The following is a 25,657-nucleotide window of genomic DNA, read 5'->3' as shown; positions in this document are numbered from 1 at the left end:
TTGTAGGAAACACACAGAAGAAAACAAACAAACAGCCTTGAGGTTCCTATGTCAGATTCCGTCACCGACGCCCAATACCGTGTCACCGCAGATGAATTGCGCCAGTTTATTGAGCGTTACGAACGGCTGGAAGCCGAGAAGAAAGACATCGCCGAGCAGCAAAAAGAGGTGATGGCCGAAGCCAAAGGGCGCGGGTATGACACAAAGGTTTTGCGCAAGGTTGTCGCCCTACGTAAGCGCGAACCAGATGACATCGCAGAAGAAGAGGCAGTGATGGATATGTACAAATCCGCACTGGGTATGTGAGCTAAAACGACGCGATAATGTTCGAATAGTGCAAGAGCCCCCACGGCGTGAGGGCCTTGTCGACCTGTGTCCAGAGCATGGTAAACTGGATTGGATCCAGCCCGGATTTGGCCCGGATCTGATCCAGGGTAAACTGACCATTTGCACGCGCCAATAGCGGTGCTGCTGCGCGCGGAATATTCAGGGTGATCCGCGGATCTTGGCCCTGAAGGGCCAGCATGCCAGTTTTGGCCACCACTTGGGCAATTTTAGTAATCGGTCCCCGGATATGCGGGCGTTTTGATCCGTTGGGTCGTGCTGGATTTCGGGCTTCGCTGATGGGCACGGCATAGGCCACATGGGTCTTGATCGTGCCGTTTAGCTTTTCTGCGATGGCCATTGCGGTGATGTCATCCATACCCGCAGGCCGGGGGGCAAAACGTTGAAGTTGATACAATCCGGGCGTGGCAAAGGACACCAATGACAGGTCAGCGCGGGTTAAGGCATCCGTCAGTTGCACAACATCATAGGATCGGTCCTGCGAATGCAACAACAGGTCATAAAACCCCGCATCACTGGCTTTGTGATCCCCGAGATTGGGATTGTTGGCAAAGGGATGTCCGGCCGGCAATTTTTCCTGAACCGATTTGGCTGCCGCTAGTTTTTCTTCTGGAGATAGCTGAGAAAACAATGCGTTATAGGCGTCCTGCAAAGGGTAAACACCAGAGCGGCCATAAGGCGCATAGACCATGAAACCGATGCCGCCACCGGGGGCAAGCGCAGATCTGAGTGCGTGAAACCCGGCATCAGGGTCAGGCAAGTGATGCAAGACACCGCAGCAATCGATATAGTCAAATTGGCCAAGTTTCGCCGCGTCCAGCAGGCTGCCGGTCAGAAATGTGATGTCTGTCAACTGGCGGATCTGCGCGCGCTCTTCGGCGATTTTACGCGATGACGTGGACAAATCCACATAGACAATTTGATAAGGGCGATTGGCCTTGGTCAGCAGGGTCGCAAGCTGAATAAGCCCATCGCCCGTGCCACCGCCCGCAACCAAAACCCGCAACGGGCGTGTCCAATCGCGGCTGCCATCAAACAGAAAATGGTCGATTTCGGTGGGCAGCGATGGCGACCCTTGCACCAGACGTTTTTTTTCATCCGCTGGATCACGGGCCGGGTAGGGATAGGCTTCGTATTGATCCCGCACGCTCATGATCTAGGGCGCAATAAAGTTAACGCCCGACATACGGGCAATGAGATCAATATCCTGCTCATATTGATCCGACAAAAGCGCCACTGTGTGGTCGGTCCAGCCGGGCACATCCAGTTCCTCTTCTATCTGATCATCCAGCGCAAATTTGTCCAAAAACGCCGCAACGATGCGCCGCTTTTGCACCTCTGTTTGGGGGGGATGCGATTTCAGATAGGTCAGCAGTCGTTTCATGCCGTCTTCGCTCATGATGGCGGACAGCAAATCAAACCCCCCAACGATTTTTGTCAGCGGGTCTACCCCAGACATTTCCCGGATCAATTGCGCCCAGATCATCGGCGTATCTTCGTTGCTCCAAACGGTCAAAGGCACGTCGGGCAAACAGGTTTTTATCCGGGTGATCAAATTCGACCAGCGCAATGACATTGGATCAACTCCGCGCATGAAGTCGTTGATGTCATTGCTTTTTGCATCTTTCATGATGGCGGGCAAAAACGTCGCCGGGTTGCGGATCGCAAAATGTAGTTCGAGTTCATCGTCGGGAAATAGGGCGCGCAATCCAGTGAGTTTGCGTTCTGCCAATCCATAGAATTCGCCACCGTCAAAAATCCACTGCGCAACCCCAAAGAAAGAGACATGGCTCATCACCAAACGGTTGGCCTGTTCATCGTCCAAAATCGCATCAATCAGTATGTCGCGCGTGTCCTCTGAGGGGGTTGCCCCCTGGAGGTTCTTGATGGTTTCACGCAAAAGGCGACGGTATTTGCCGGGGCCGGGCACTTTGATCCCTTGTTGTGAAAACACATCGCCGTTTTTCAACAGCGATTTCAACAACCTCTCTTCGTCGGTTTGGTTCGCCCCGATATGAAAGACGATTTGCATAATTTTTGCCTTTTGCCTGTTGGGCCTACCCTAGTCGCTCCTTTCTGGACAGGCAAACCAGTTTCGGATAGTCGCAACTGATGACTGAGCAAACTACTCGGATAAGTGCGCAGATGAAGCCGTCCATAGGCCTGAAATTACCCAACCGCTGGACCGTTGGGGCGGTCGTTATCGCCCTGATCGTGGTTTTGCCGATATTGTCGGTCTTTTGGTTGGCGGCCCATCCCACAGAAAACATCTGGCCCCATCTTTTGGCGACCACATTGCCGAGATATCTGGCAAATACGGGTATCTTGATGGCGGGTGTCGGTGTGTTGACCGCTGCGATTGGCACTGGATCAGCATGGCTGGTGGTGATGTATGATTTTCCGGGCAAACGCTGGTTGCAATGGGCTTTGTTGATGCCATTGGCCGTACCTGCCTATGTGGGGGCTTATGCATTGGTGGATTTTCTGGAATATGCCGGTCCAGTTCAAACCACGATGCGGGGTCTTTTTGGTTGGGAAAATGCTCGGTCCTATTGGTTCCCTGAAATCAGATCCCGAACCGCCGCCATTCTGGTCCTAAGCGCCGCGCTGTACCCTTATGTCTACATCCTGGCCCGCGCTGCATTTCGCGAACAAAGCTCTGCTGGATATGACGTGGCCCGGGCGCTGGGGGTTGGTCCATGGGGCCGATTTGTCCGGGTTGGTTTGCCCTTGGCGCGTCCGGCGATTGCTGCCGGGGCGATCGTTGCGATTATGGAAACCGTGAATGATTTTGGCACGGTGGATTATTTTGCGGTTCAAACCCTGACCACGGGGATTTTTTCAACTTGGTTCCAAACCCGGAACGTCGGAGGCGCGGCGCAAATCGCCACGCTTGCATTGGTTTTGATCGTCATTTGCGTGTTGTTAGAACGCTATAGCCGTCGCCGCAGCCGGTTTTTCCAGACTGCGCGCAACACGCGACCCGTCGTTGCGCACAAATTGACGGGCGTTTGGGGGGCAGGGGTCGCATTGGCGTGTTTCCTGCCGTTTGGGTTTGGGTTTGTGCTGCCTGTGGCCGTGTTGCTGACCCATGCGTCTGATTCCCATGTTTGGGCCGAACCTGGCCTGCTGGACGCCATGTGGCACACCATCTTTGTTGGCGGGGCGGCGGCGATCCTGACGGTGCTTGGCGCGTTGTTTATGGTCTATGGCGTGCGATTGTCGCAATCGCGGGTGCCACGATTGTTGATGCCGGTGACGTCGATTGGCTATGCTGCGCCGGGGGCTGTGTTGGGGTTAGGGATCCTCATTCCCATGGCGACGCTGGACAACGCAGTGGCCGATACTGTTTTGGCGTGGACGGGCTATGATCCGGGCCTGTTGATCACTGGCACGGCCGGGGCATTGGTGCTGACCTATTTTGTGCGTTTCTTTGCGATTGCGCAGGGCGCGTCCGATGCCGCATTGGGGCGCGTTGCCCCCAGTTTGTCGATGGCTTCGCGGTCGTTGGGCCGCGGTGCAGGGGACACATTACGCGAAGTGCACCTACCGTTGATTCGTGGCACCATTGGTTCGGCGCTTTTGTTGGTGTTTGTGGACTGCGTAAAGGAACTTCCGGCGACAATTTTGCTGCGTGGACCATTTAATTACGACACGCTCGCAACCCGCGTACATGAGAAGGCATCCCTTGAAAACTTGACCGATGCGGCCCCCGCAGCCTTGATCATTTGCCTCGTTGGACTGGTTGCTGTCGCTTTATTGGCGCGTGCTAATCGTTAGGGGTTGCAACCGTCATAAAACCATATTAATTCCCCGCCCAGTGCCCCTATAGCTCAGCTGGTAGAGCAACTGATTTGTAATCAGTAGGTCCGCGGTTCGAGTCCGTGTGGGGGCACCATTTCAAGTTCTCTGGGGATATTCCTAAGTTGCGATTTGCTCGCGACCTGCAACTCCTGTCGTTAAACACGTGCCAGGTACAAATTGCGTTCAGAACAGATTTCCTACTTTCCACCAACAAGAACCTTCATTTTCTCATGTGTAGTCGACTGCGATAACGACGCTGTTTAAAGAACAGGACTTGCCACTATCTGGATGCGTTCACTGGTTCCCATTAATAGCTTGAAGAATGGGACAACGAGAAAAATGCCCATATTTCTTTAATGTTGCGCGCTTTTACCAATGCTTGACACTCGTGGCATACACATACGGTCAGATTGAAACTGCTCTATTAGAAGGCGTTCAGAATGACTTTTAGGTCGCAAATTTTGACATTACTTGCCGTGCCGTTTGTTGCTTTGGTTGGAATCGGTAGCATAAAAGGCATTTCTGACTGGCAGCGTTTGCAGGCCGCACGTACAACGATCGAAACCGCAACTCTCAGTGAGGGGTTCATTAACCTTGTGCATTATTTGCAGGTCGAAAGGGGGCAGTCAGCGGTATTTGTCACATCACAAGGGCAGTTTTTATCTGAGGAATTGACGCAAACACGCCTGATCGTGGATGAGGCGCTGGCGGGAATTTCCTCAGATCATCATCCTCAAGCACTCGCAGAGTTGGGGGATATGCGTCAGGCGATCAGCGATCAACGTGTTCGGTTGGCCCAGTCGGGCGATTTTTACACAGGAATCATCAATGACCTTTTATACTTAACGGATCAAAGATTGGTGCATCAATCCAATCCAGATATGGCGCAAATTGGATCTGGGCTTGTTGCTCTTTCTTCGGCCAAAGAAGCGGCTGGACTGCTCCGTGCCACGGGCGCAACCGGGCTCGCCCTAGGGGACTTTCCGCTAGAAAGTTATCGAAAATTCTCGGATTCCGCAGCATTTGAAGCAAAACTTCTTGAAGTGGCGACTTTAACTTTGCTCGATTTTTTCCCCGAGTTAGATTTTCAGGCCTATTTATCGCAAAGTGAGTTTGAACGCTTACGTACCGCAATTCTGGAGGCTGGCCCGGAAGGGGCATTACCCAACCAAACGGCGGAACGATGGTTTGAACTGGCGACTGATTGGTTGACCTATCTTCATGCGGTCGAAGTGCAGGCCACAACTGAAATGGCCAACCTGGCCCGAATCGAAGCCCAAGCCGCGACAATCGCGCTGATGATTACTGTGATTGGCATTGCGATTTCATTGTTGGTCAGCGCGGTGATTGGGGCCCGACTGATGATGATGTTCACGTCTCAGTTTGGCGCATTACAAAGTGATCTGAATAAACTGGCGTGTAAAGAATTTGATTTTATTCCTCAAAACCAAGAGAGCAAAACTGAAATTGGCAACCTCAGCAAAGCAATGGAAATCACTCGCGAGGCTTTGGAAGAAGCGGAGCTGAAGTTGCAGCAGGTCGAAGACGCCAGAATTGCAAATCGTGGGGCCGTCGTTGGAACATTGGCAATGCATTTGGATCGACTGGCACAGCGGGATTTGAAATGTGAGATTGAAGAGGCGTTCCCCGAGGAATATGAATCATTGCGCAATAGTTTTAACGAAACCGTTGCGACGTTGAAGTCGACGATAACGGATGTGATCATCGCCGCTGCGAGCATCAGTAATGGCGCGAGCGAGATTAGTCAGGCAGCTGACGATTTATCAAAACGAACAGAAGGCCAAGCCGCAACTCTAGAGGAATCCACAACCGCATTAGAAGAGATGACCAATTCGGTTAATTCCGCAGCGGAAGGCGCCAAAAGTGTCGGCACAACAATGGCCGATGCCAGAAGCCATGCAGATCGCAGCAGTGAAATTGTTCAAGATGCCGTGTCAGCCATGACGGGTATTGCAAAATCTTCGACTGAAATTTCTCAGATCGTGAGTGTGATCGAAGATATTGCGTTCCAAACCAATCTATTGGCGCTTAACGCAGGCGTCGAAGCGGCACGCGCAGGCGAGGCAGGTCGAGGGTTTGCCGTTGTGGCCTTTGAGGTGCGCGGGCTGGCACAGCGTTCTGCTGATGCCGCAACCGAAATCAAAGACCTGATTGTTGACAGTTCTAAGCAAGTCGACGACGGCGTTGATCTGGTAGCGAAGGCGGGCGAAGCGCTCAACAGTATTATTGGGCGGGTCAACGACATTTCAGAACTGATTTCCGGCATTGCGACAGGGACGGTAGAGCAGGCAAATGGCCTTGGGGAAATCAACTCTGGTATGATGCAGTTGGAACAGGTCACTCAACAAAATGTCGCCATGGTCGAAGAGGCGACTGCAGCAGGTCATATGTTGAATGCGGATTCTCGTCGATTGTCTGAGTTGATGGCAATGTTTGACGTTGAGGTGGAGCTGGATGTTCCTGTTGCAGAACCCAAGCCCGTTCCCGCATCTGACACTGAGGAAGTAGCAGCACAGGAATCACATGAGGTGCGCGCAAAACCGAAGGACGACACTGCCAAAACCTCCAAACCGGAAAAAACGCCGGTAGTAAAAGCGCCCCCTCAGGATTCAAAGCCCGCTTATGACCCTTCTGAATGGGACGAGGTCGATGAGCCGCTACAACCTGCTCAAATGGCGCAAGGCGGCGTTTGGCACGATTTCTAAACCAGGTTTGCTTGGGATCGCTTTTGCGGTCCCATTTCCTATCCGGCAAGTTGGGGCAGGGTAGGGGCTTGCAACAGGTTACAACGAACATCGAATACCTAACCCGCAATGGGCTAGGTCGTGTTGTTGTTCAATTCAATCTAAAGGATGTCTGGAGCGGGCGAGGCGATTCGAACGCCCGACCCTAACCTTGGCAAGGTTATGCTCTACCCCTGAGCTACGCCCGCGCTTCAGACATTTTGACCATTGGAGCGGGCGAGGCGATTCGAACGCCCGACCCTAACCTTGGCAAGGTTATGCTCTACCCCTGAGCTACGCCCGCTTCCGTTGGTGAGCCGTGAGATATGAAATCACAGCGTTGGCCGCAAGAGGAAAATCACCTGTTCTGGCATTTTTCGCAAATCGGTAAATAAAAAGGGCGCTCAGATTAATCCAAGCGCCCCAATCCGTTCAAAGTGAGGTGGTTTATTCCAGTTCGATCAGCAAATCCTTTGCGTCGATCTGGCCACCGGGCTGCACATGGATGGCCGTGATGACCGCATCACGTTCCGCGTGGATGCCCGTTTCCATCTTCATCGCTTCAATTGTCAGCAGCAGGTCGCCTTGTTTGACGTTTTGACCCGCTGTCACCGCCACGGATGCCACAACACCCGGCATTGGCGCGCCAAGGTGGTTGGCATTGCCCAGTTCCGCCTGAGGGCGTTTGGCCGTGGTTGCCGCCGCTTTGCGATTTGGCACGCGAATGGTGCGGGGTTGACCGTTCAACTCAAAAAACACCTTCACTTCGCCTTCTTCGTTGGTTTCCCCAACGGCTTGCAGGCGAATTTCCAGGGTTTTGCCGGGATCAATTTCAGCGCTGATTTCGTTGCCCGGTTCCATCCCATAAAAGAACGTCTGCGTGGGCAATGTACGCACTGGGCCATAGGTCCGGTGACGGCCCATATAATCCAGGAACACCTTTGGATACATCAGATAGCCGTTCAGATCTTCGTTATCGATCTGCATCCCGTCCAATTGGGCGGACAATTCTGCACGCACGTCTTCTAGATTGACGGGCGGCAGGCTTTGGCCCGGACGATCGGTGTTTGGTTTCTCACCTTTCAGCGCCTTGGCGACGATCGCGTCAGGGAACCCACCCGGAGGCTGGCCCAGATTGCCGCGCATCATATCAATGACCGAATCCGGAAAGGCCACATCGGTCTGGGGGTCCTCAACGTCGTCGCGGGTCAGGTTTTGGCTGACCATCATCAGCGCCATGTCACCCACCACCTTCGAAGACGGCGTCACTTTGACGATATCCCCAAACATCTGGTTCACATCAGCATAGGTCTGGGCGACCTCATGCCAGCGATCCTCAAGCCCAAGGCTGCGTGCCTGTGCCTTGAGGTTTGTGAACTGGCCACCCGGCATTTCGTGCAAGTACACTTCGGATGCGGGGGCCTGAAGGCCGGATTCAAACGCCGTGTAATGGGCGCGCACCTGTTCAAAGTAGTTCGACATGTCGCGGATCGCGCCAATGTCCAACCCGGTGTCACGATCCGTGTGACGCAGGGCTTCGACGATAGAGCCAAGTGTGGGCTGCGACGTGTTGCCAGAAAAGCTGTCCATGGCGGCGTCCACAACGTCAACACCCGCATCGGCCGCAGCCAGTACCGTCGCCACAGAGGCGCCGGATGTGTCATGGGTGTGGAAATGGATCGGCAGGCCGACCTCTTCCTTCAGGGCTTTGAACAGGGCGGTTGCGGCGGGGGCTTTTAGCAGGCCTGCCATATCTTTGACGCCCAGAACATGGGCGCCGGCGGCTTCCAGCTCTTTGGCCATGCCGACATAGTATTTCAGGTCGTATTTGGACCGGTTGGCGTCAAACAAATCGCCGGTATAGCAAATTGTGCCTTCGCAGATTTTGCCACTGTCAACGACCGCATCCATGGCCACGCGCATATTTTCAACCCAGTTCAGGCTGTCAAAGACGCGGAACACATCAACGCCGGTTTCGGCGGCCTGACGGACAAATTCCTGCACCACATTGTCAGGGTAATTGGTGTACCCAACCCCGTTTGACGCGCGCAGCAACATTTGTGTCAGCAGGTTTGGCATCGCTTTGCGGATGTCGCGCAGCCGTTGCCACGGGCATTCCTGCAGGAACCGGTAGGCCACATCAAATGTCGCACCGCCCCAGCATTCAACGCTGAACAATTGCGGCAGGTTGGCCGCATAAGCTGGCGCCGCTTGGATCATGTCAATCGACCGCATGCGCGTCGCCAAAAGCGATTGATGCCCGTCCCGCATGGTCGTGTCGGTGATCAGCAATTGTTTCTGGGCTTTCATCCAGTCAGCGACCGCTTGCGGGCCTTTGGTTTCCAGCAAATTGCGGGTGCCCGGTGTGACCACATCAGATTTCAGCGCAGGCGTCCGCGCCGGTTTCACATCCGCATGAGGGCGCGGGCGGTTTTCGGTTTCGGGATGCCCATTGACGGTGATGTCGGCAATATAGGTCAGGATTTTGGTCGCGCGATCCCGACGTGCCTTAAAATCAAACAGGTCAGGGGTCTGATCGATAAACGTTGTGGAATATTCGTTTGACAAGAATGTCGGGTGTTTTAGCAGATTTTCGACAAACGCAATATTGGTGCTGACGCCGCGAATACGGAATTCCCGCAGGGCGCGGTCCATCCGGGCAATCGCCGCTTCGGGGGTTGGGGCCCATGCGGTCACTTTGGTCAGCAGGCTGTCATAATAGCGGGTGATGACCGCGCCAGAATAGGCCGTCCCACCGTCCAGACGAATGCCCATCCCGGTGGCCGAACGATATGTTTGGATCCGTCCGTAATCGGGAATAAAGTTGTTTGTCGGGTCTTCTGTTGTCACACGGCATTGCAGCGCATGCCCCTTAAGAACAACGTCATATTGGCTGGCGCAACCGGTGGCCTCGACCAGGGATTTCCCTTCGGCGATCAGGATCTGCGCGCGCACAATATCAATGCCCGTGACCTCTTCGGTGACGGTGTGTTCCACCTGAACGCGGGGGTTCACCTCGATGAAATAGAATTCACCTGAATTCATATCCATCAGGAATTCGACCGTCCCGGCACATTCATAATTCACATGCTGGCAGATTTTTTTGCCAAGATTACAGATCGCTTCGCGCTGGGTGCCGGACAAATAAGGGGCAGGGGCGCGTTCAACGACTTTTTGGTTGCGGCGTTGAACCGAACAATCCCGTTCCCAAAGATGGTAAATCTCACCGTTGCTATCGCCCAGGATCTGAACCTCGACGTGGCGTGCGCGGGTGATCATCTTTTCCAGATAACCTTCCCCATTGCCAAAGGCGGCTTCCGCTTCGCGACGGCCTTCCAGTACCTTTTCTTCCAGCTCGTCTTCGCCATAAATCGGGCGCATACCGCGACCGCCACCACCCCAAGACGCCTTGAGCATCAGGGGATAGCCAATTTCGGCGGCTTGTTTTTTGATCAGCTCCATGTCATCGCCCAGCACATCTGTCGCTGGAACCACGGGAACGTCTGCTTGAATGGCAACCTGACGTGCGCTGGCTTTGTCGCCCAAAGCGCGCATGGTTTCGGCTTTGGGGCCAATGAACGTGATGCCGTTTTCTGCACAGGCGTCAACAAAGTCAGGGTTCTCAGACAACAGCCCATAACCTGGGTGGATTGCATCGGCGCCACATTCCTTGGCGACCCGGATGATTTCTTCGATAGAAAGATAAGCCGCGACAGGGCCTAGATTTTCGCCAATTCGATAAGCTTCATCAGCTTTGAACCGGTGCAATCCCAGTTTATCCTCTTCGGCATAAACGGCGACGGTTTTTTTACCCATCTCATTGGCGGCCCGCATGATGCGGATGGCAATTTCGCCGCGATTGGCGATCAGAATCTTCTTGAAATCTGGCACGATATCTTCCCCTAGTTCAGGCGCAGCGCGACTATGAACATTCTTTATCCGGTGTAAACCGGGTATTTTTGGGTAGTAAAACCTTGCCAATGCAACGATTTAGCACAAAGCCTTTGAATTTGTGGACTTGTCTGAAATGCAGGGCTTTTACGCCGCGTCACCTTTGGTTGTCGGAATAGGAAATATTCCATCTTCTTTTGCCAAAACAACCTGATTTCGCCCTTGTGTTTTGGCTTGGTACAGGGCGCGATCTGCAGAATTCATCAGATCCTGCGGTAGATCCCCGTGGTCGGGGAACATAGCGACACCTACAGATATTGTAATATGTGGCAGCTCCCGCTCTCCGTATCTAACGGCGATGGCACTGACGGCCTCTCTGACTTCGTCGGCCCGTTTCATCATCTGTTTTTGGTCGAGCTTTGGAATAAGAAGCATGAACTCTTCTCCGCCGAACCGACAGGCCACCTCATCCCCGTTGCAGCCTTGTTCCAAAACGCCACCGACGGCGCGTAGCACCATATCACCGGCATCATGGCCGTGATTGTCGTTGAACTTTTTGAAGTCATCCACGTCAATTGAGACGATCGACAGAGGTTCGTCATTGCGTTCTGATCGGCGGATCAGACGGCGCAACGATTCCGTTAGATGACGGCGGTTGAACAAACCCGTCAATGGATCGCGGATCGACTGATCCTGCAATTGATCCCGCATTCTAACATTAGCAATGGCCATTGAAATCTGTTCGGCAGTCAACCGCGCCAGTTTTCGGCTGGTTTCAAATTGTTCGATTGAAACGCCTTCGATGGCGCGCAGATGCAACAATCCAATCGTTTCACCATGCGCCAGAATTGGGATGCAATAATAGGGTCTCTTGTCGTTATGAGAGACATGCCCACAGGAAAAATTTACCTCGCTTTGGCCGTAATAATAAGGTCTACCACGTCGCAACCCCCAGCATTCATCGGGGTGGATGTGGTCACGGTGATCCCCGTTGTTCCAGCTGACAGAGCCATCCAAAACATCCCGTGAATTGGAATAAACGTAAAGCGAACCCTCACAATCGGGCAGCAGATTGGTCATAAAACTGGCCACCATGTCAAATAATTCCGACAAGGATTTTGAGCTTTGCAACCACTCGTTAAGTTCGCTGATCAGCTTCACTTCGCGGGCCAGACTGATTTGGTTATCAACCCATTTCCGTTCGCGATCCGCCTGTTTTTGAAACACACGTTCCTGATGACGCGCAGAGCGATAAATGAACGTCAGGCTGATCAGCAACGTTATGACGATAAAAGCTTGAACCGCGATTAAGCCTGTTCTGATACGGCCAATAAATGTGTCGTGCAGCGACGTAAAATCTGACGCAAAATGCACCATTCCGATTAATTGGCCACGTTCAATCAACGGGTAATACACGTGAAATACGGCATGACCGCTTTCTTCGTTATGCGTACTTGGATCCTCAAAACCTTGATGGTCAAGTCCACCATGGGGAACATGGACCAGATCATAGCAGGGTTCACCTGTCGTTAAGACTTCATGATACCCCATATTGTCGATCACTGATCCTTTGGCCGTGTCGTGGTTATTGGACCACATCACGGTGCCATCAATCCGGATCAATGTGATGCTAAACACATCCGAGGTCTGCGCTGCGGCTTGCAAAAACACGTCTTCTTCAAACGTAACCTCACCCGTTTCGACAATTTCGGGCAGGCGGGTTAGATTAGCCTGCATGCGACCAATCCACATTTCAGCCTGCGCAGGCACGCCGGTATGCAGCATCCAATGCACAATCGGCTGGGGCAACGTGCGGGTGATGAAAAACGAAGCAACTCCTAATAGAGCAAGCAAGCTACCGATCAAAATGGGACGCATTTTGACCCGATGTCGTTCAACATCGATCGGAGAATTTTGATCAATCTGTTTCATGGATTACGCCCTGTTCGTCTTTAGTATTCGACATCGCGCATTAACATTTCGCTAATTTGTGCGAATTCTGACCGAAAAGTTGCGAACATTCGGGGAACACCTCTTTTATCGCGGGGCTCCAACGGGTAGGTTGCAGCATGAGCAGCTATTCCGAAGAAGAGGCCTTTGAGGCCGCGATTCCCTTGTCACGTCAGGCCATGTCTGCGCGTCCCACGCCCTATTTAGATGGGCTAAACCCCGCGCAGCGCGATGCCGTTGAGGCGTTGGATGGGCCGGTTTTGATGCTGGCTGGGGCAGGCACGGGTAAAACCAAGGCGTTAACCACCCGGATTGCGCATCTGTTTGTGACCGGGCGCGCACGTCCAAACGAAGTGCTGGCTGTGACCTTTACCAACAAAGCGGCGCGCGAAATGAAGGTGCGTGTTGGGGATCTGATGGGGCAAACCGTCGAAGGCATGCCTTGGATGGGGACGTTTCATTCGGTTTGTGTCAAATTGCTGCGGCGTCATGCGGAATTGGTCGGGTTGAAATCAAACTTTACGATCCTTGATACAGACGATCAAAACCGGCTGCTAAAACAGTTGATTATTGCCGCGAAGATTGACGAAAAACGCTGGCCTGCCAGAATGTTATCGGGCGTTATTGATGCATGGAAAAACCGGGCTTGGATGCCCGATGCGGTTCCGTCTGCCGAAAGCGGGGCGTTTGATGGCCGCGGCGTCGAGCTTTATGCGCAATACCAGCAACGCCTGCGCGAACTGAACGCGACGGATTTTGGTGATTTGCTGATGCATATGGTGGTGATTTTTCAACGCCACGAAGATATTTTGCAGCAATATCAACGCTGGTTTCGCTACATTTTGGTGGATGAATACCAAGATACAAACGTGGCGCAATATTTGTGGCTGCGGCTGTTGGCGCAAGGGCATAAAAACATCTGTTGCGTTGGGGATGATGACCAGTCGATTTATGGCTGGCGCGGTGCGGAAGTGGGCAATATCCTACGGTTTGAAAAGGATTTTCCGGGGGCCAAGGTGGTGCGGTTGGAGCAAAATTATCGCTCAACCCCGCATATTCTGGCTGCGGCATCTGGTGTGATTTCGGGCAATACCGGGCGTCTGGGCAAAGAGCTTTGGACGGAGGCCGAAGAGGGCGAAAAGGTGCGTCTGATCGGCCATTGGGACGGCGAAGTCGAAGCGCGCTGGATTGGAGAAGAGATCGAGGCTATGCAACGCGGCACTCGAAGTATGTCGCCTATGTCATTGGATCATATGGCGATTTTGGTTCGTGCATCACACCAAATGCGCGCCTTTGAGGATCGGTTTTTAACGATCGGGTTGCCCTATCGCGTTATCGGTGGGCCGCGTTTCTATGAGCGCATGGAAATCCGCGATGCGATGGCTTATTTCCGGCTGGCCGTGTCGCTAGAGGATGATTTGGCGTTTGAGCGGATCGTTAATACGCCAAAACGCGGATTGGGCGATAAGGCGGTGCAAACCATTCAATCCGCAGCGCGCAGCAATGGTGTTTCTTTGGTCGAGGGTGCCAGATTGGCCGTGCAGGGCGGTTTGATAAAAGGCAAAGGGGCCAAAGCGTTAGCCGGGCTTGTTCAAGCGCTGGATCGCTGGCATGGACAGGTTGTCAATGAGGCCGACACCCATGTGGAACTGGCTGAAATGGTGCTGGATGAAAGCGGCTACACGACGATGTGGCTGAATGACAAAACCCCTGAGGCGCCCGGACGGCTAGAGAACCTTAAGGAATTGGTTAAAGCCCTTGAAAACTTTGAGAATTTACAAGGTTTTCTAGAACATGTCAGCCTGATCATGGACAACGAAACCGAGGAATCCGGGGAAAAGGTCACGATCATGACGTTGCACGGGGCCAAGGGGCTGGAATTTCCGGCGGTGTTTCTACCGGGTTGGGAAGATGGGCTATTTCCATCGCAACGCAGCATGGATGAATCCGGTCTAAAAGGATTAGAAGAAGAGCGTCGGCTGGCCTATGTGGGGATCACGCGGGCGGAACAAATCTGTACGATTTCGTTTGCTGCGAACCGGCGGGTTTATGGCCAATGGCAGAGCCAGATGCCGTCGCGTTTCGTTGATGAATTGCCGGCGGAACATGTGGATGTGTTGACGCCTCCGGGGCTGTTTGGCGGGGGATATGGTGGAGAAACCACTGCCACTTCGGATCTGCATGACCGCGCAGCAGAGGCGAATGTTTACAATTCGCCGGGCTGGAAACGATTGCAAGCGCGATCCAACATGCGCCCGTTGACCCAGCCGCAAACCAGCCGCAGCAATGTGATTGATATGGATGCGGTTGCATCCTTTACGGTTGGGGACCGGGTGTTTCACCAGAAATTTGGCTATGGCGAAATCATGGGGATCGAAGGCGACAAGCTGGAAATCGAATTTGACAAAGCGGGCAGCAAAAAGGTTGTTGCCAAGTTTATCGTCGCAGCGGACCGCGCCGATGATGTGCCGTTTTAGCCGGATTCCCCTGTAATCAAGGGCTTAAGGATCGGCCATAGGGTCAAGACCAGCAGTGCCGCCATGGTGACATTAAAGGCGCGCAATCGTCCTGATGTGCCCAACCAGGCACGTATTTTGGTGCCCATCCATGCCCAGACCGCAACGGATGGCCAATTGATCGAAACGAACACCAGCGCCACAAACACCGCGCCGATCCAGCCTGCATTGTCCGGGCTGTAATTGGTTTGGGCGGTGATCGCCATATAGATGGCTTTGGGATTGACCCATTGGAACGCGGCCGCCTGAAAAAAGGTAAAGGGTTTCCCCGTCGGTTCCACGTCTGACGGCGGCGCGGCGCAGGCGATTTTCCATGCGAGATAGAGCAGATAGAGCGAACAAACCAAGCTGAGCGCGGTTTTTAGCCATGGCAATGTGTCAAACAATTGCAGCAGACCCAGCCCTAAAACCAGCACCATGAACCCATGGCCCAGCGAAATCCCAAACATATGGGGCAGGGAGCGCCGCAAGCCATAATTGGCACCAGACGCCATCAGCATCAGGTTATTTGGCCCAGGTGTGATCGAGGACGTAAAGGCAAACAGCATCAAAGCCGGAAGAAGTTCATATGTCATGGTTGCAATAATGCGGTAAGTAACGGCAAATGAAATTGCAAAGATGCCGGTAAATTAAGAAAGGATGCAATAAATGTCGGACAAAGACCGCATTATTGACGAGATATTGCGCTGCCTTTCAGCGGATGGCCGGATGAGCAACCTTGAGTTGGCAGAGCGGGTTGGATTGTCGCCATCTGCATGTTTGCGCCGGGTGCAGGAATTGGAACGCAAAGGTGTGATAAAGGGCTATCGCGCGCGGCTCGACCCGGACCAAACCGGGCGGGGCTATTTGGTTTACGTGACTGTTGGATTGGCCGAACACACAAAAGAAGCCCAATTGGGGTTTGAACGCGCCATGCAAAATGCGCCAGAGGTCAGTGAATGCCACAATGTAGCGGGCGTTTTCGAATATCTGCTGCGCGTCGAAACGGCGGATATGCAGGCTTATAAACGGTTTCATACGGATTGTTTGGGAACGGTGCCGCATGTGCGATCGATCACATCCTATATGGTGATGGGGTCCCCCAAAGACGCGCGATCCTAAGGGGAGGGGGCAAAACCCTTGACGTGATACCATTTGGTTTCGTATTGATGTGGTACCAAATGGAATCATATCGGAGGGCCTATGCCACATTCCCCCAGATCCGAAACCCATCCGCCGGACGTGTTCAAAGCGCTCGCTGATCCGACGCGGCGATCGATCCTGAAAATCCTGTCAGGCAATGAAATGACCATCGCGCAGGTGGCCGGAAATTTCGACATGACCCGCGCGGCCGTGAAAAAACACCTGAATATTCTGAACGATGGCGGGCTGATTACAACCCGCGCAGCAGGGCGCGAGGTTTTTAATGCGCTGTCGCCGCATGGGTTGCAGCCTGTACGCGATTGGTTGGGGTATTTCGACCAATTCTGGGACGACGCCCTGAGTGATCTAAAATCTGCCATCGAAACAGACCTACCTCAATCCAATCCAAAAACCACATCCGGAGAGACCCAAAATGACTGATCAAATCATTCGCAAATCCATCCATCTACGGGCCAGCCAACAACAGGTTTGGGCCTTTTTGACCGATCCCGATAAGCTGTCGCAATGGTTCCACAAACCCCAAGCGCCGCTCAAGGCGGGCGAACCTTATCAGGTGATCAAGAAAGACAGCGAGGAACGATTGATGTGGGGCAATGTGTTGCGCGCGGATCCGTTCACCCGGCTCACATATGAATTTTCCATCCATATCATGGCGGAAACCGTCAGCATTGTGGATTGGACCCTGACCCCGGTCGACGGGGGCGTGATGCTGTCGCTGGAACATACCGGCCTGCCAGCGGGGGCCGAAGGATACGGTTTGGTGCTGGCGCTGGACGAAGGGTGGGACAAACATCTTGGAACATTGCGGGGGCTGACCTGACCGCGAAAACAGGTCCAGACATAAAAAAACGACGACGCCAGGGAGGAGGAGAGGCGTCGCCGTTCATTCGACGACCAGATCAGGGAGGAGGAGAGACCCAGTCGTATTCTGTTTTGGTTGAATGCGGCGACACCAGGGAGGAGGAGAGGTGTCGCCGCTTCAGGTTTTGCGGCCCGCTCAGGGAGGAGGAGAGAGCGAACCGCTTGTCAGAACTCTCAGGGAGGAGGAGAGAGAGTTCCGAGCTCTTGATTACGTGTTATAAGCCGCTTCCATTGCGATCGCCTTAATACCTGACCGTGAAATGCCCAAATCGTTCAGTTCACGTGTGGACAGGCTTTCCAGCTCGTTAACGGTTGAGCGGTATACTTGGTAGGCTGCGTAGCGGGCCTTCAATGCATTTAGGGTTAACGCCGCGCGGTCGCGGATTGGGGTGCTGATTGCAGCTGTGTTTGTTGCGTATGCCATCTTGGTCGTCTCGTTTTATGCGTTTCAAAGCGCTTGCGCTGTGCTGTTAGCGATTAACATAAGCATATGCTGCGCATGCACAATGAAAGTATTAACAATGCCGCTATGCAGAAAATGCATATGAAGAACGCGCTTATAAAATGTGCAAAATCATATAATTAACCCTGATCTTGGTTAATTTGCGGGCCGAATCGTGATCGGGCACGTGCATCCCCCTAAAACCTGTGCGACGTATAGGTCAAATCAAGGGGAAAGGCTGAACATGAGCATCACCAAAGAACAGATTCTGGACGTTCTGGCGCGGATCGAACTGCCCGAAGGTGGCAATCTAGTGAGTCGCGATCTGGTGCGCGCGGTCAATATTCAGGGAAATTCAGTGCGATTCGTGATCGAAGCTGAGGATGCGACCAAAGCCCGGCAGATGGAATCGGCTCGATTGGCAGCGCAAGAGGCTGTTCAGGCCATGGATGGTGTGGATGCGGTTTCGGTTGCTCTTACGGCCCATATGCCTGCAGGTGCTGCCAAACCCGCCGCCCCTAAAACGCCGGCCGGGGATCCGCCTAGCCTTAAGGTTGGTCGTCACCCCACACCGCAGGCCGGCCCTCAGGGGGTGCCGGGTGTGGATCGCATCATCGCCGTTGGATCCGGCAAAGGCGGCGTTGGCAAATCCACCGTGTCGTCGAACCTCGCGGTGGCTTTGGCCCGTGAAGGGCGCAAAGTGGGGCTGCTGGACGCCGATATTTATGGCCCGTCCCAGCCGCGCATGATGGGCGTGTCCAAACGGCCGTCGTCACCGGATGGCAAAACCATCATCCCATTGCAGGCCCATGGCGTCACCATCATGTCAATCGGTCTGATGGTTGAGCCCGAAAAGGCCGTTGTCTGGCGTGGGCCCATGCTGATGGGCGCGTTGCAGCAGATGCTGGGGCAGGTGCAATGGGGTGAATTGGACGTTCTGATCGTCGATCTGCCGCCGGGCACTGGCGATGTGCAGCTGACTTTGTGTCAGAAAACCCAACTGACTGGCGCTGTGGTGGTGAGCACCCCGCAGGATGTGGCGCTGTTGGATGCCCGCAAGGCGTTGGACATGTTTAAAACCCTGAACACACCGGTTCTGGGCATGGTCGAAAACATGAGCACTTATATATGTCCCAAATGCGGACACGAAGCGCATCTGTTTGGCAATGGTGGTGTTGCCGCCGAAGCCGAAGCGCTGGACCTGCCATTCCTGGGCGCGTTGCCGCTGGATCTGGATACACGGCTGGCGGGTGATAGCGGAGCGCCGATTGCCACGGGTGACGGCCCGATGGCGGATGCCTATCGCGCCTTGGCGCGGCGCTTTATCGAAGGCGGCATGGGCTAGGGCCTAGTCCCACCAGAAAAACCAATAGGTGCTGCGCATACGATCCGCCGCCAAGGCACCTATTGACCCCACCCCCTGATACACAATGTCATTATCATAGTGAAAATGCTCAATCGCCAGATTGATGCCGTCCTCATTGGTGTTGGGCTGACGCGGGGCCCATAATTCCATCACGTCTGTCGATATGACAATTGGCTCTGCCCCATAGCGATCATGCCAATCCCGCAGGGCGGCCACATGATATTCTGGGCTCGGGTTTTCGTTCCAACCGCCAAAACGCAAATAGGCCGGGGCTTCCCAAGAGTTTTCCGTCGGTAAAATGGCAATCACCACCTGATCATAGGGGCGGTTGGTTTGCCAATCCTCATAACCAATCGGGGTAATCGTGGCTGGATAGAATAACGGGATGCGCCCGATCAATTCATCATCCAGAGCCAGCGGATCATAGGCTTCTAGCTCTGCGATATCGGCGGCGTCGCCATTTTCGCGCAGCCATTCCAGATAGCGATCCCATTCTGCCTGTCGCGACGCATAAAGATCACTGGGATGGTTCAAATCCGCGGATAGGGCGATGTATTCAGCGGGGGTATGCGGGTGAAACTCGGCGTAGTCCGGAGAAAACGCGTCAGCGACGTTACTAAAGTCATCAATGGACCCCAAAATGACCGGTGTTCCCGGCGCATCGCGCAGGCGGCGCCATTCTTGTTCGGCCTCGGCCCCCGAAACAATCAATGTGGGGTAGGGGAAATGGGATTGCTCTGCCCAAATGGGGCTGGCGCAGGTCAAAGCCAGAAAAACGGCGCTCGATTGCATCAAATCTCTTTTGTGTCAGGGCCTTTATGGTCTGGGGCAGGTTAGAAAATGGGATTGGGGTCTTCAAGTTGGGAAATTCTGGAACCTCAGGCGTGGTTTCGAATCAACAGCTCGTGAAATTACGTGAAATATGGGTGAATCGCATGGGAATGCCCCCTATATGAGGGTGGGATTGGATGGGAAATGGGGTGTTTTCCGTGGTTCGCCCCATTTTTTCGGGATTTTATGGAACTTTTTGGCCCACTATATGTTGCGTTTGGTATCGGCGAATTCTGCATTTTTTCGCCAAATTTGTTTCGAAATGACACTATATGTTGTTTTTGCTGCCCCGCAGAAACAGGATGTGGTGCCATGAATTCCCAAGAAATCCATTGCTTCCCATGATTTCCCAAGGCATAAACATCACAAGGAAGACGGGCAGACAAACAAACCGGGGCAAAAGAACCCCAACGGCGAAAAGTCAGGTTTCATACAGGCGCCCCCATTCCTTGAACAAAGAGATCCGGCGCGCGAGCGAGCAGACATCCCCCCAGGTGGCGCGCGCAGCTGGACATCCCGCAAGGGACGAGGTCGGCGGATTGATCAGTGGCAGCAGATCAATCCGCCGTTTTCCTTTCCGGGACATGAATTGAATTGACGGCAAAAGGGACGTTGGGACCGTGGCACTGAGCTTTAGAGGCGAATTCAACCAAAAGGTTGACAGCAAGGGACGCATGTCGATCCCGGCTGATTTTCGTCGTGTGCTCGAAGATGGTGATGAGCGTTGCCCCGAAAACCCCCTGCCACGCATGGTTGTGTTGTACGGCCCCCATCTTCAGGGATGCCTCCACGCCTATACTATCGAAGCCATGGCCGAGATCGAAGCAGACATCAAAAAATTGCCCCGAGGATCCGCTGCGCGCAAACAGGCCAGTCGGATGATCCTTGGGAAATCTTGGGAAACCGAGGTTGACAAAGATGGTCGCATCGTATTGCCCAAAGATCGCCGTGAACAAATCGGTCTGATCGGCGAAACCAAGATGGTGGCCATGGGCGACTATTTCGAAATCTGGAGCGCCGAGACCTATGCAGAGGTTGAGGCGGCAGAAGAAGAAGCGTTCTTGTCGGACATGCCAGATGGGTTTGATCCGCTATCCCTATTAGATGGCGCGGAGGTCTGAGCCATGTCTGACGCTGCTGCCACAGCTGATAAGAAACCCCATATTCCGGTCCTGATCCGCCCCTTGATTGCCGCCGTATCGCCGGTTTCTGGCACGTGGTTGGACGGGACATTTGGGGCAGGGGGCTATTCCCGCGAACTGATCAAGGCAGGCGCTGACAAAGTGATCGGCGTGGATCGCGATCCGCTGGCCTTTGAAATGGCCGCACCGTGGATCGGTGATTTTCCAAATATCGAAATGGTCGAAGGCACGTTTTCGCGGCTGGATGAATATGGGGCCGATTTGGACGGGGTTGTTCTGGATCTGGGCGTGTCATCGATGCAGTTGGATTTGGCGGAACGTGGGTTTTCGTTCATGCGCGACGGACCGCTGGATATGCGCATGTCCCAAGACGGGCCATCAGCGGCGGATTTGGTGAACAATGCCGATGAATCCGTGATCGCCAGCGTGTTGTTTCAATATGGCGAAGAGCGCGCCAGCCGCCGGATCGCCAAAGCGATTGTCGCGGCGCGCCCGTTCCACACCACGTTGCAACTGGCCGACGTGATTGAAAAATGTCTGCCGCGCAAAAAGCCCGGTCAAAGCCATCCAGCTACGCGCAGTTTTCAGGCGCTGCGCATTGCGGTAAACAATGAATATGGCGAATTGGCCCAAGGGCTGATGGCCGCCGAACGGGCGCTGAAACCCGGCGGTTTGTTGGCTGTGGTGACGTTCCATTCGGTCGAGGATCGCATGGTTAAACGGTTTTTCCAGCATCGCGCTGGCAAATCCCAAAGCGTCAGCCGCTATGCGCCCGAAATTGAACAGGCCGCACCGGCCTTTGATATTCTGACCCGCAAAGCGGTGGGTCCAGGCGACGAAGAACTGGCTGAAAATCCGCGGTCGCGGTCAGCCAAGCTGCGGGTTGCGCGGCGAACCAAAGCCCCCGCAGAGGGGATAAGTGAACAAGGCATGGCCAAGACGTTGGGCATGCCGGTGGTAAAGGGGATGGTGTGATGCGGAGCGTTTTTTACGTTTTCTCAGCGCTGGCAGTGATTGGGCTGGCCTATTGGGCCTATAACGAAAACTATCGAACACAAGCGTCGTTGAAAGACGTCCGTGGTCTGCATCGTGACATCGGGGCGGCCCATGAACGGCTGGCGATATTGCGCGCAGAATGGGCCTATTTGAACCGCCCCGACCGTCTGCGTGATCTGGCTGAACTGAATTTTGAACGTCTGGAACTGATGGAACTGATGCCGGATGCCTTTGGTCAATTGGATCAGGTGTCGTTTCCGCTGGCGCCGATTGTGCCGATTGAGGGCGGCGTGATGGTGTCCAGCGACAATGCAGAGGTGGACCCGCTATGATCCGCAAACCGCTTCGCCCGCTGGCGTCTATTCTGCGCGCCCGCGCAGAAGGCGAAAACCCCGATGACATCGCGGCGGAAAATCTGCGCCGCCGCCACGAAGACATGCGTGACAAATCCCGCAAACGCGCCGAAGGCCGCCTGCTGATGCTGGGCGTGGCCTTTATGGGGCTGTTTTTGGTTGTGGGGGCCAAAATGGGTGCCCTTTCTGCGTCTGACCCACGTGAACCACAGGCTGCGGCCCATGGCAGTCAGATTTTGGCGCAACGTTCTGATATTGTGGATCGCAATGGCCGCATTTTGGCCACCAATATCGAAACCTACAGCCTATATGCGCATCCGCGCGACATGATTGACCCCACCGCTGCCGCCATGGGGCTGGCCGAAATTTTCCCAGAGCTGAAAACCGAAGAACTGGTCGAAGATTTCAACGGCGAACGGGCGTTTTTGTGGATCAGGCGTCAGATCAGCCCCGAACAGATGCAGGCTGTGCATGATCTGGGCGAACCGGGTCTGTTGTTTGGGCCACGTGAAATGCGGCTTTATCCCAATGGCAACCTGGCGGCGCATATTCTGGGCGGCGCGTCTTATGGTCGCGAAGCCGTTGCCAGCGCCGAAGTGATCGGTGTGGCGGGCGTTGAAAAACGGTTTGATGATTTTCTGCGCGATCCCTCTAACGAAGGCGCGCCGTTGCAATTGTCGATCGACTTGACCGTGCAGGACGCATCAGAACGGGTGCTGCAGGGCGGCATGATGCTGATGAATGCCAAAGGCGCGTCATCGGTTTTGATGGATGTGCATACCGGCGAAATCATTTCCATGGTGTCACTGCCTGACTTTGATCCCAATGATCGCCCGCAGGTTTTGACGACCGGTGACCAATCCGACAGCCCGCTGTTTAACCGCGCGGTGCAAGGTGTGTATGAACTGGGATCGGTGTTTAAAATCTTTGCCGTGGCGCAGGCCAACGAACTGGGATTGCTGAACGCGAATACGATGATCAACACCCAAGGTCCGCTGCAATGGGGCCGGTTCCGCATTCGGGATTTCCACGATTACGGCCGCGAATTGACCGCGACGGATGTGATCGTGAAATCGTCCAATATCGGCACCGCCCGGATTGCCATGCAGATCGGCGGCGAACGCCAGCGCGATTTTCTGGGCGAATTGGGCCTGCTCGAAGCAACGCCTGTTGAAATGGCCGAAGCGTCCTCTGGGCGGCCTTTGTTGCCCCCAAACTGGTCGGAAATTTCCACCATGACCATTTCATATGGCCACGGTATATCCACATCGCCTGTGCATCTGGCGGCGGCTTATGCGTCGGTTCTGAATGGCGGCACGCGGGTAGAACCCACATTGCTGCGCCGCGATGCTGTGCAAAATGGTCCGCGCGTTGTGTCTGAACAAACATCCGCCATGGCCCGCATGATGCTACGCGAAGTGGTGGTGCGCGGCACCGCATCCTTTGGCGAAGTGCCCGGCTATGAGGTGGGGGGTAAAACCGGCACCGCCGACAAACCCCGCGAAGGCGGTGGCGGCTATTACGACGACAAAGTCATCGCCACCTTTGCCAGCGTGTTTCCGGCCAATAATCCACGTTATGTTTTGATCGTAACATTGGATGAACCGGTGGAATCATCGGGCGATCAACCGCGCCGCACCGCGGGCTGGACCGCCGTGCCGATTGCAGCGGAAATGATCCGCCGTGTGGCACCATTATTAGGTCTCAGACCAGAAGTTGAATCCCTTGCGCCGACCAGTGTATCACTCACCTCAAATTGAGGTGGGCGAACATGACACAAAATACATCCTTTGACCGTACGGCAACCCTGTCAGATCTGGGATTGACCGCAATGGGCGGGCGCGACGTGACAATTACGGGCATCACCGTGGACAGCCGCGAAGTGGCGCCGGGGTATTTGTTTGTGGCCCTGCCGGGCACCAATGTACATGGCGGCGAATTTATCCAATATGCGCTGCGCCAACAGGCCGGCGCGATCCTGACGGATGCAACAGGCGCACAAATCGCCGCGGATGAGCTGGCCGAATCCGATGCCGCGTTGATCATCGCAGAAGACCCCCGTCAGACCTTGGCCCAAACGGCCAGCCTGTGGTTCGGGCCCCATCCCAGCAATGTGGTGGCGGTCACTGGCACCAATGGCAAAACATCTGTCAGCACATTTTGCCGTCAAATCTGGCTTGCGCTAGAAGAAAACGCCGTCAATCTGGGCACAACTGGCGTCGAAGGGTTCTGGTCCCATCCGTTAAAACACACCACGCCCGAACCTATTACGCTGCACCGGGTTCTGGCGCAGGCCCTGGCCCATGATGTGACCCATGTCGCCATGGAGGCATCTTCGCACGGGTTGGATCAGCGGCGGCTGGACGGGATCATGCTCAGCGCGGCGGGGTTCACCAATTTCACGCAGGACCATCTGGATTACCACGAAACCTTTGAGGCGTATTTTGACGCCAAAATGGGGCTGTTTTCGCGGGTCCTGCCCGAAGACGGCGTGGCGGTGATCAATATGGACGATCCCAAAGGCCCCGATGTGGTCAAAATCGCCGAAGCCCGCGGCCAAGAGGTGATCGGCGTGGGCCGCAACCCGGCTGCGCGTCTGCAATTGCTAACCCAGCGTTTTGATGGCACCGGACAAGAGCTGCGATTTGACTGGCAAGGGCAGAAATACGTCACACGGCTGAACTTGGTCGGTGGGTTTCAGGCCGACAATGTGTTGCTGGCCGCTGGGCTGGTGATCGCATCGGGCGCTGACCCCGAAGAGGTGTTTGACGTGCTGCCGGATCTGACCACCGTGCGGGGCCGGATGCAGCGCGCAGGCATGCGCGACAATGGCGCGGCGGTGTTTGTTGATTACGCCCACACACCCGATGCGGTGGCCACGGCACTTCAGGCGCTGCGCCCGCATGTGATGGGGCGGATCGTTGCCATCATTGGGGCGGGTGGGGATCGCGACACAACCAAACGGCCATTGATGGGGCAGGCGGCGGCGGAATGGGCCGATATCGTGATTGTCACCGACGACAATCCCCGCTCAGAGGATCCGGCCACCATTCGTGCGGCGGTTCTGTCTGGCGCGGCGGATGCGATCGAAGTCGGGGATCGTGCCGAAGCGATCCTGCGCGGCGTGGATATGCTGGAACCCGGCGATGCGCTGTTGATTGCGGGCAAAGGCCATGAAACCGGGCAGATCGTCGGGGACGACGTGCTGCCCTTTGATGATGTGGAACAAGCAAGCGTGGCCGTGGCTGCGCTGGATGGCCGGATATGAATGAC

At 54.6% G+C, this 25,657-nt stretch carries 20 protein-coding genes and 3 tRNA genes; 14 read left to right on the top strand and 9 right to left on the bottom strand.

Features of this window, described 5'->3' with window-relative positions:
• Window positions 1–48: 48 nt before the first annotated feature.
• Entirely contained in the window at window positions 49–306 is a 258-nt protein-coding gene (locus AB1F12_RS10750; protein WP_368184215.1) for a DUF2312 domain-containing protein, read from the top strand.
• Between the two features lies 1 nt (window position 307).
• Here AB1F12_RS10750 and AB1F12_RS10745 read toward each other — a convergent pair whose 3' ends face one another.
• A complete protein-coding gene (locus AB1F12_RS10745; RefSeq protein WP_368184213.1) occupies window positions 308–1,498 on the bottom strand; it encodes a class I SAM-dependent methyltransferase in 1,191 nt (396 codons plus the stop codon).
• Between the two features lie 3 nt (window positions 1,499–1,501).
• The gene (locus tag AB1F12_RS10740) at window positions 1,502–2,377 is read right to left on the bottom strand and encodes a hypothetical protein (RefSeq protein ID WP_368184212.1); all 876 of its coding nucleotides are present in this window, start codon (window positions 2,375–2,377) and stop codon (window positions 1,502–1,504) included.
• 113 nt (window positions 2,378–2,490) lie between these two features.
• On the opposite strand from AB1F12_RS10740, the gene AB1F12_RS10735 reads away from it, so the two are divergent.
• The 3 genes from AB1F12_RS10735 (at window position 2,491) to AB1F12_RS10725 (ending at window position 6,875) form a co-directional block, all read left to right on the top strand.
• The gene (locus tag AB1F12_RS10735; protein ID WP_368184210.1) at window positions 2,491–4,125 is read left to right on the top strand and encodes an ABC transporter permease; all 1,635 of its coding nucleotides are present in this window, start codon (window positions 2,491–2,493) and stop codon (window positions 4,123–4,125) included.
• Window positions 4,126–4,167: 42 nt separating this feature from the next.
• Window positions 4,168–4,243, top strand: a tRNA-Thr gene (locus AB1F12_RS10730).
• A 382-nt stretch (window positions 4,244–4,625) separates the two neighbouring features.
• Window positions 4,626–6,875: a methyl-accepting chemotaxis protein gene (locus tag AB1F12_RS10725; protein ID WP_368184208.1), complete on the top strand. Its 2,250-nt coding sequence runs from the start codon at window positions 4,626–4,628 to the stop codon at window positions 6,873–6,875.
• A gap of 152 nt (window positions 6,876–7,027) precedes the next feature.
• On the opposite strand, the gene AB1F12_RS10720 is transcribed toward AB1F12_RS10725, so the two are convergent.
• From AB1F12_RS10720 to AB1F12_RS10705, 4 genes are all read right to left on the bottom strand, one after another.
• Window positions 7,028–7,102 (bottom strand) — tRNA-Gly (locus AB1F12_RS10720).
• Between the two features lie 20 nt (window positions 7,103–7,122).
• Window positions 7,123–7,197: transfer RNA gene (locus tag AB1F12_RS10715), tRNA-Gly, on the bottom strand.
• A gap of 143 nt (window positions 7,198–7,340) precedes the next feature.
• Window positions 7,341–10,784 carry a pyruvate carboxylase gene (locus tag AB1F12_RS10710; RefSeq protein WP_368184206.1) on the bottom strand — a complete coding sequence of 1,148 codons (3,444 nt, stop codon included), beginning with the start codon at window positions 10,782–10,784 and terminating at the stop codon, window positions 7,341–7,343.
• Between the two features lie 147 nt (window positions 10,785–10,931).
• Window positions 10,932–12,716: a diguanylate cyclase gene (locus AB1F12_RS10705; protein WP_368184205.1), complete on the bottom strand. Its 1,785-nt coding sequence runs from the start codon at window positions 12,714–12,716 to the stop codon at window positions 10,932–10,934.
• Between the two features lie 137 nt (window positions 12,717–12,853).
• Here AB1F12_RS10705 and AB1F12_RS10700 point away from each other — a divergent pair, with 137 nt between their 5' ends.
• Window positions 12,854–15,211 carry an ATP-dependent helicase gene (locus AB1F12_RS10700; RefSeq protein WP_368184204.1) on the top strand — a complete coding sequence of 786 codons (2,358 nt, stop codon included), beginning with the start codon at window positions 12,854–12,856 and terminating at the stop codon, window positions 15,209–15,211.
• Here the strand turns inward: AB1F12_RS10700 and AB1F12_RS10695 are convergent.
• Window positions 15,208–15,825: a LysE family translocator gene (locus AB1F12_RS10695; RefSeq protein ID WP_368184202.1), complete on the bottom strand. Its 618-nt coding sequence runs from the start codon at window positions 15,823–15,825 to the stop codon at window positions 15,208–15,210. The genes AB1F12_RS10700 and AB1F12_RS10695 overlap by 4 nt on opposite strands.
• 73 nt (window positions 15,826–15,898) lie before the next feature.
• Here AB1F12_RS10695 and AB1F12_RS10690 point away from each other — a divergent pair, with 73 nt between their 5' ends.
• From AB1F12_RS10690 to AB1F12_RS10680, 3 genes are all read left to right on the top strand, one after another.
• Window positions 15,899–16,351, top strand: coding sequence for an Lrp/AsnC family transcriptional regulator (locus AB1F12_RS10690; RefSeq protein WP_368184200.1), 453 nt, complete (start codon window positions 15,899–15,901; stop codon window positions 16,349–16,351).
• Between the two features lie 81 nt (window positions 16,352–16,432).
• The gene (locus AB1F12_RS10685) at window positions 16,433–16,813 is read left to right on the top strand and encodes an ArsR/SmtB family transcription factor (protein WP_368184198.1); all 381 of its coding nucleotides are present in this window, start codon (window positions 16,433–16,435) and stop codon (window positions 16,811–16,813) included.
• A complete protein-coding gene (locus AB1F12_RS10680) occupies window positions 16,806–17,213 on the top strand; it encodes an SRPBCC domain-containing protein (protein WP_368184196.1) in 408 nt (135 codons plus the stop codon). The genes AB1F12_RS10685 and AB1F12_RS10680 overlap by 8 nt, the downstream gene beginning before the upstream one ends.
• Before the next feature lie 249 nt (window positions 17,214–17,462).
• Here the strand turns inward: AB1F12_RS10680 and AB1F12_RS10675 are convergent, their stop codons facing one another.
• The gene (locus AB1F12_RS10675; protein WP_368184194.1) at window positions 17,463–17,678 is read right to left on the bottom strand and encodes a DUF1127 domain-containing protein; all 216 of its coding nucleotides are present in this window, start codon (window positions 17,676–17,678) and stop codon (window positions 17,463–17,465) included.
• A gap of 262 nt (window positions 17,679–17,940) precedes the next feature.
• On the opposite strand from AB1F12_RS10675, the gene AB1F12_RS10670 reads away from it, so the two are divergent.
• The gene (locus AB1F12_RS10670) at window positions 17,941–19,041 is read left to right on the top strand and encodes a P-loop NTPase (protein WP_368184191.1); all 1,101 of its coding nucleotides are present in this window, start codon (window positions 17,941–17,943) and stop codon (window positions 19,039–19,041) included.
• A 3-nt stretch (window positions 19,042–19,044) separates the two neighbouring features.
• On the opposite strand, the gene AB1F12_RS10665 is transcribed toward AB1F12_RS10670, so the two are convergent.
• Entirely contained in the window at window positions 19,045–19,854 is an 810-nt protein-coding gene (locus AB1F12_RS10665; RefSeq protein WP_368184189.1) for a DUF4253 domain-containing protein, read from the bottom strand.
• Between the two features lie 659 nt (window positions 19,855–20,513).
• Here AB1F12_RS10665 and mraZ point away from each other — a divergent pair.
• From mraZ to AB1F12_RS10640, 5 genes are read left to right on the top strand one after another with little or no spacing between them, the layout of a single operon-like run.
• A complete protein-coding gene (gene mraZ / locus AB1F12_RS10660) occupies window positions 20,514–21,014 on the top strand; it encodes a division/cell wall cluster transcriptional repressor MraZ (protein WP_368184187.1) in 501 nt (166 codons plus the stop codon).
• A gap of 3 nt (window positions 21,015–21,017) precedes the next feature.
• Window positions 21,018–22,010, top strand: a complete 993-nt coding sequence (gene rsmH / locus AB1F12_RS10655) for a 16S rRNA (cytosine(1402)-N(4))-methyltransferase RsmH (protein ID WP_368184185.1) — start codon at window positions 21,018–21,020, stop codon at window positions 22,008–22,010.
• A complete protein-coding gene (locus AB1F12_RS10650; RefSeq protein WP_368184182.1) occupies window positions 22,010–22,363 on the top strand; it encodes a cell division protein FtsL in 354 nt (117 codons plus the stop codon). The genes rsmH and AB1F12_RS10650 overlap by 1 nt, the downstream gene beginning before the upstream one ends.
• On the top strand, window positions 22,360–24,144 hold the full coding sequence (locus tag AB1F12_RS10645) for a peptidoglycan D,D-transpeptidase FtsI family protein (protein WP_368184179.1): 1,785 nt from the start codon (window positions 22,360–22,362) through the stop codon (window positions 24,142–24,144). The genes AB1F12_RS10650 and AB1F12_RS10645 overlap by 4 nt, the downstream gene beginning before the upstream one ends.
• An 11-nt stretch (window positions 24,145–24,155) precedes the next feature.
• Window positions 24,156–25,652 (top strand): UDP-N-acetylmuramoyl-L-alanyl-D-glutamate--2,6-diaminopimelate ligase, encoded by a 1,497-nt coding sequence (locus AB1F12_RS10640; RefSeq protein WP_368184177.1) that lies wholly within the window; start codon window positions 24,156–24,158, stop codon window positions 25,650–25,652.
• Window positions 25,653–25,657: the final 5 nt, after the last annotated feature.

Source organism: Aestuariibius sp. HNIBRBA575, from assembly GCF_040932005.1.
Taxonomy (GTDB): Bacteria; Pseudomonadota; Alphaproteobacteria; order Rhodobacterales; family Rhodobacteraceae; genus CANLNM01.
Note: the sequence above shows the minus strand (reverse complement) of the source record. Positions and strands in the feature narration are given on the sequence as shown.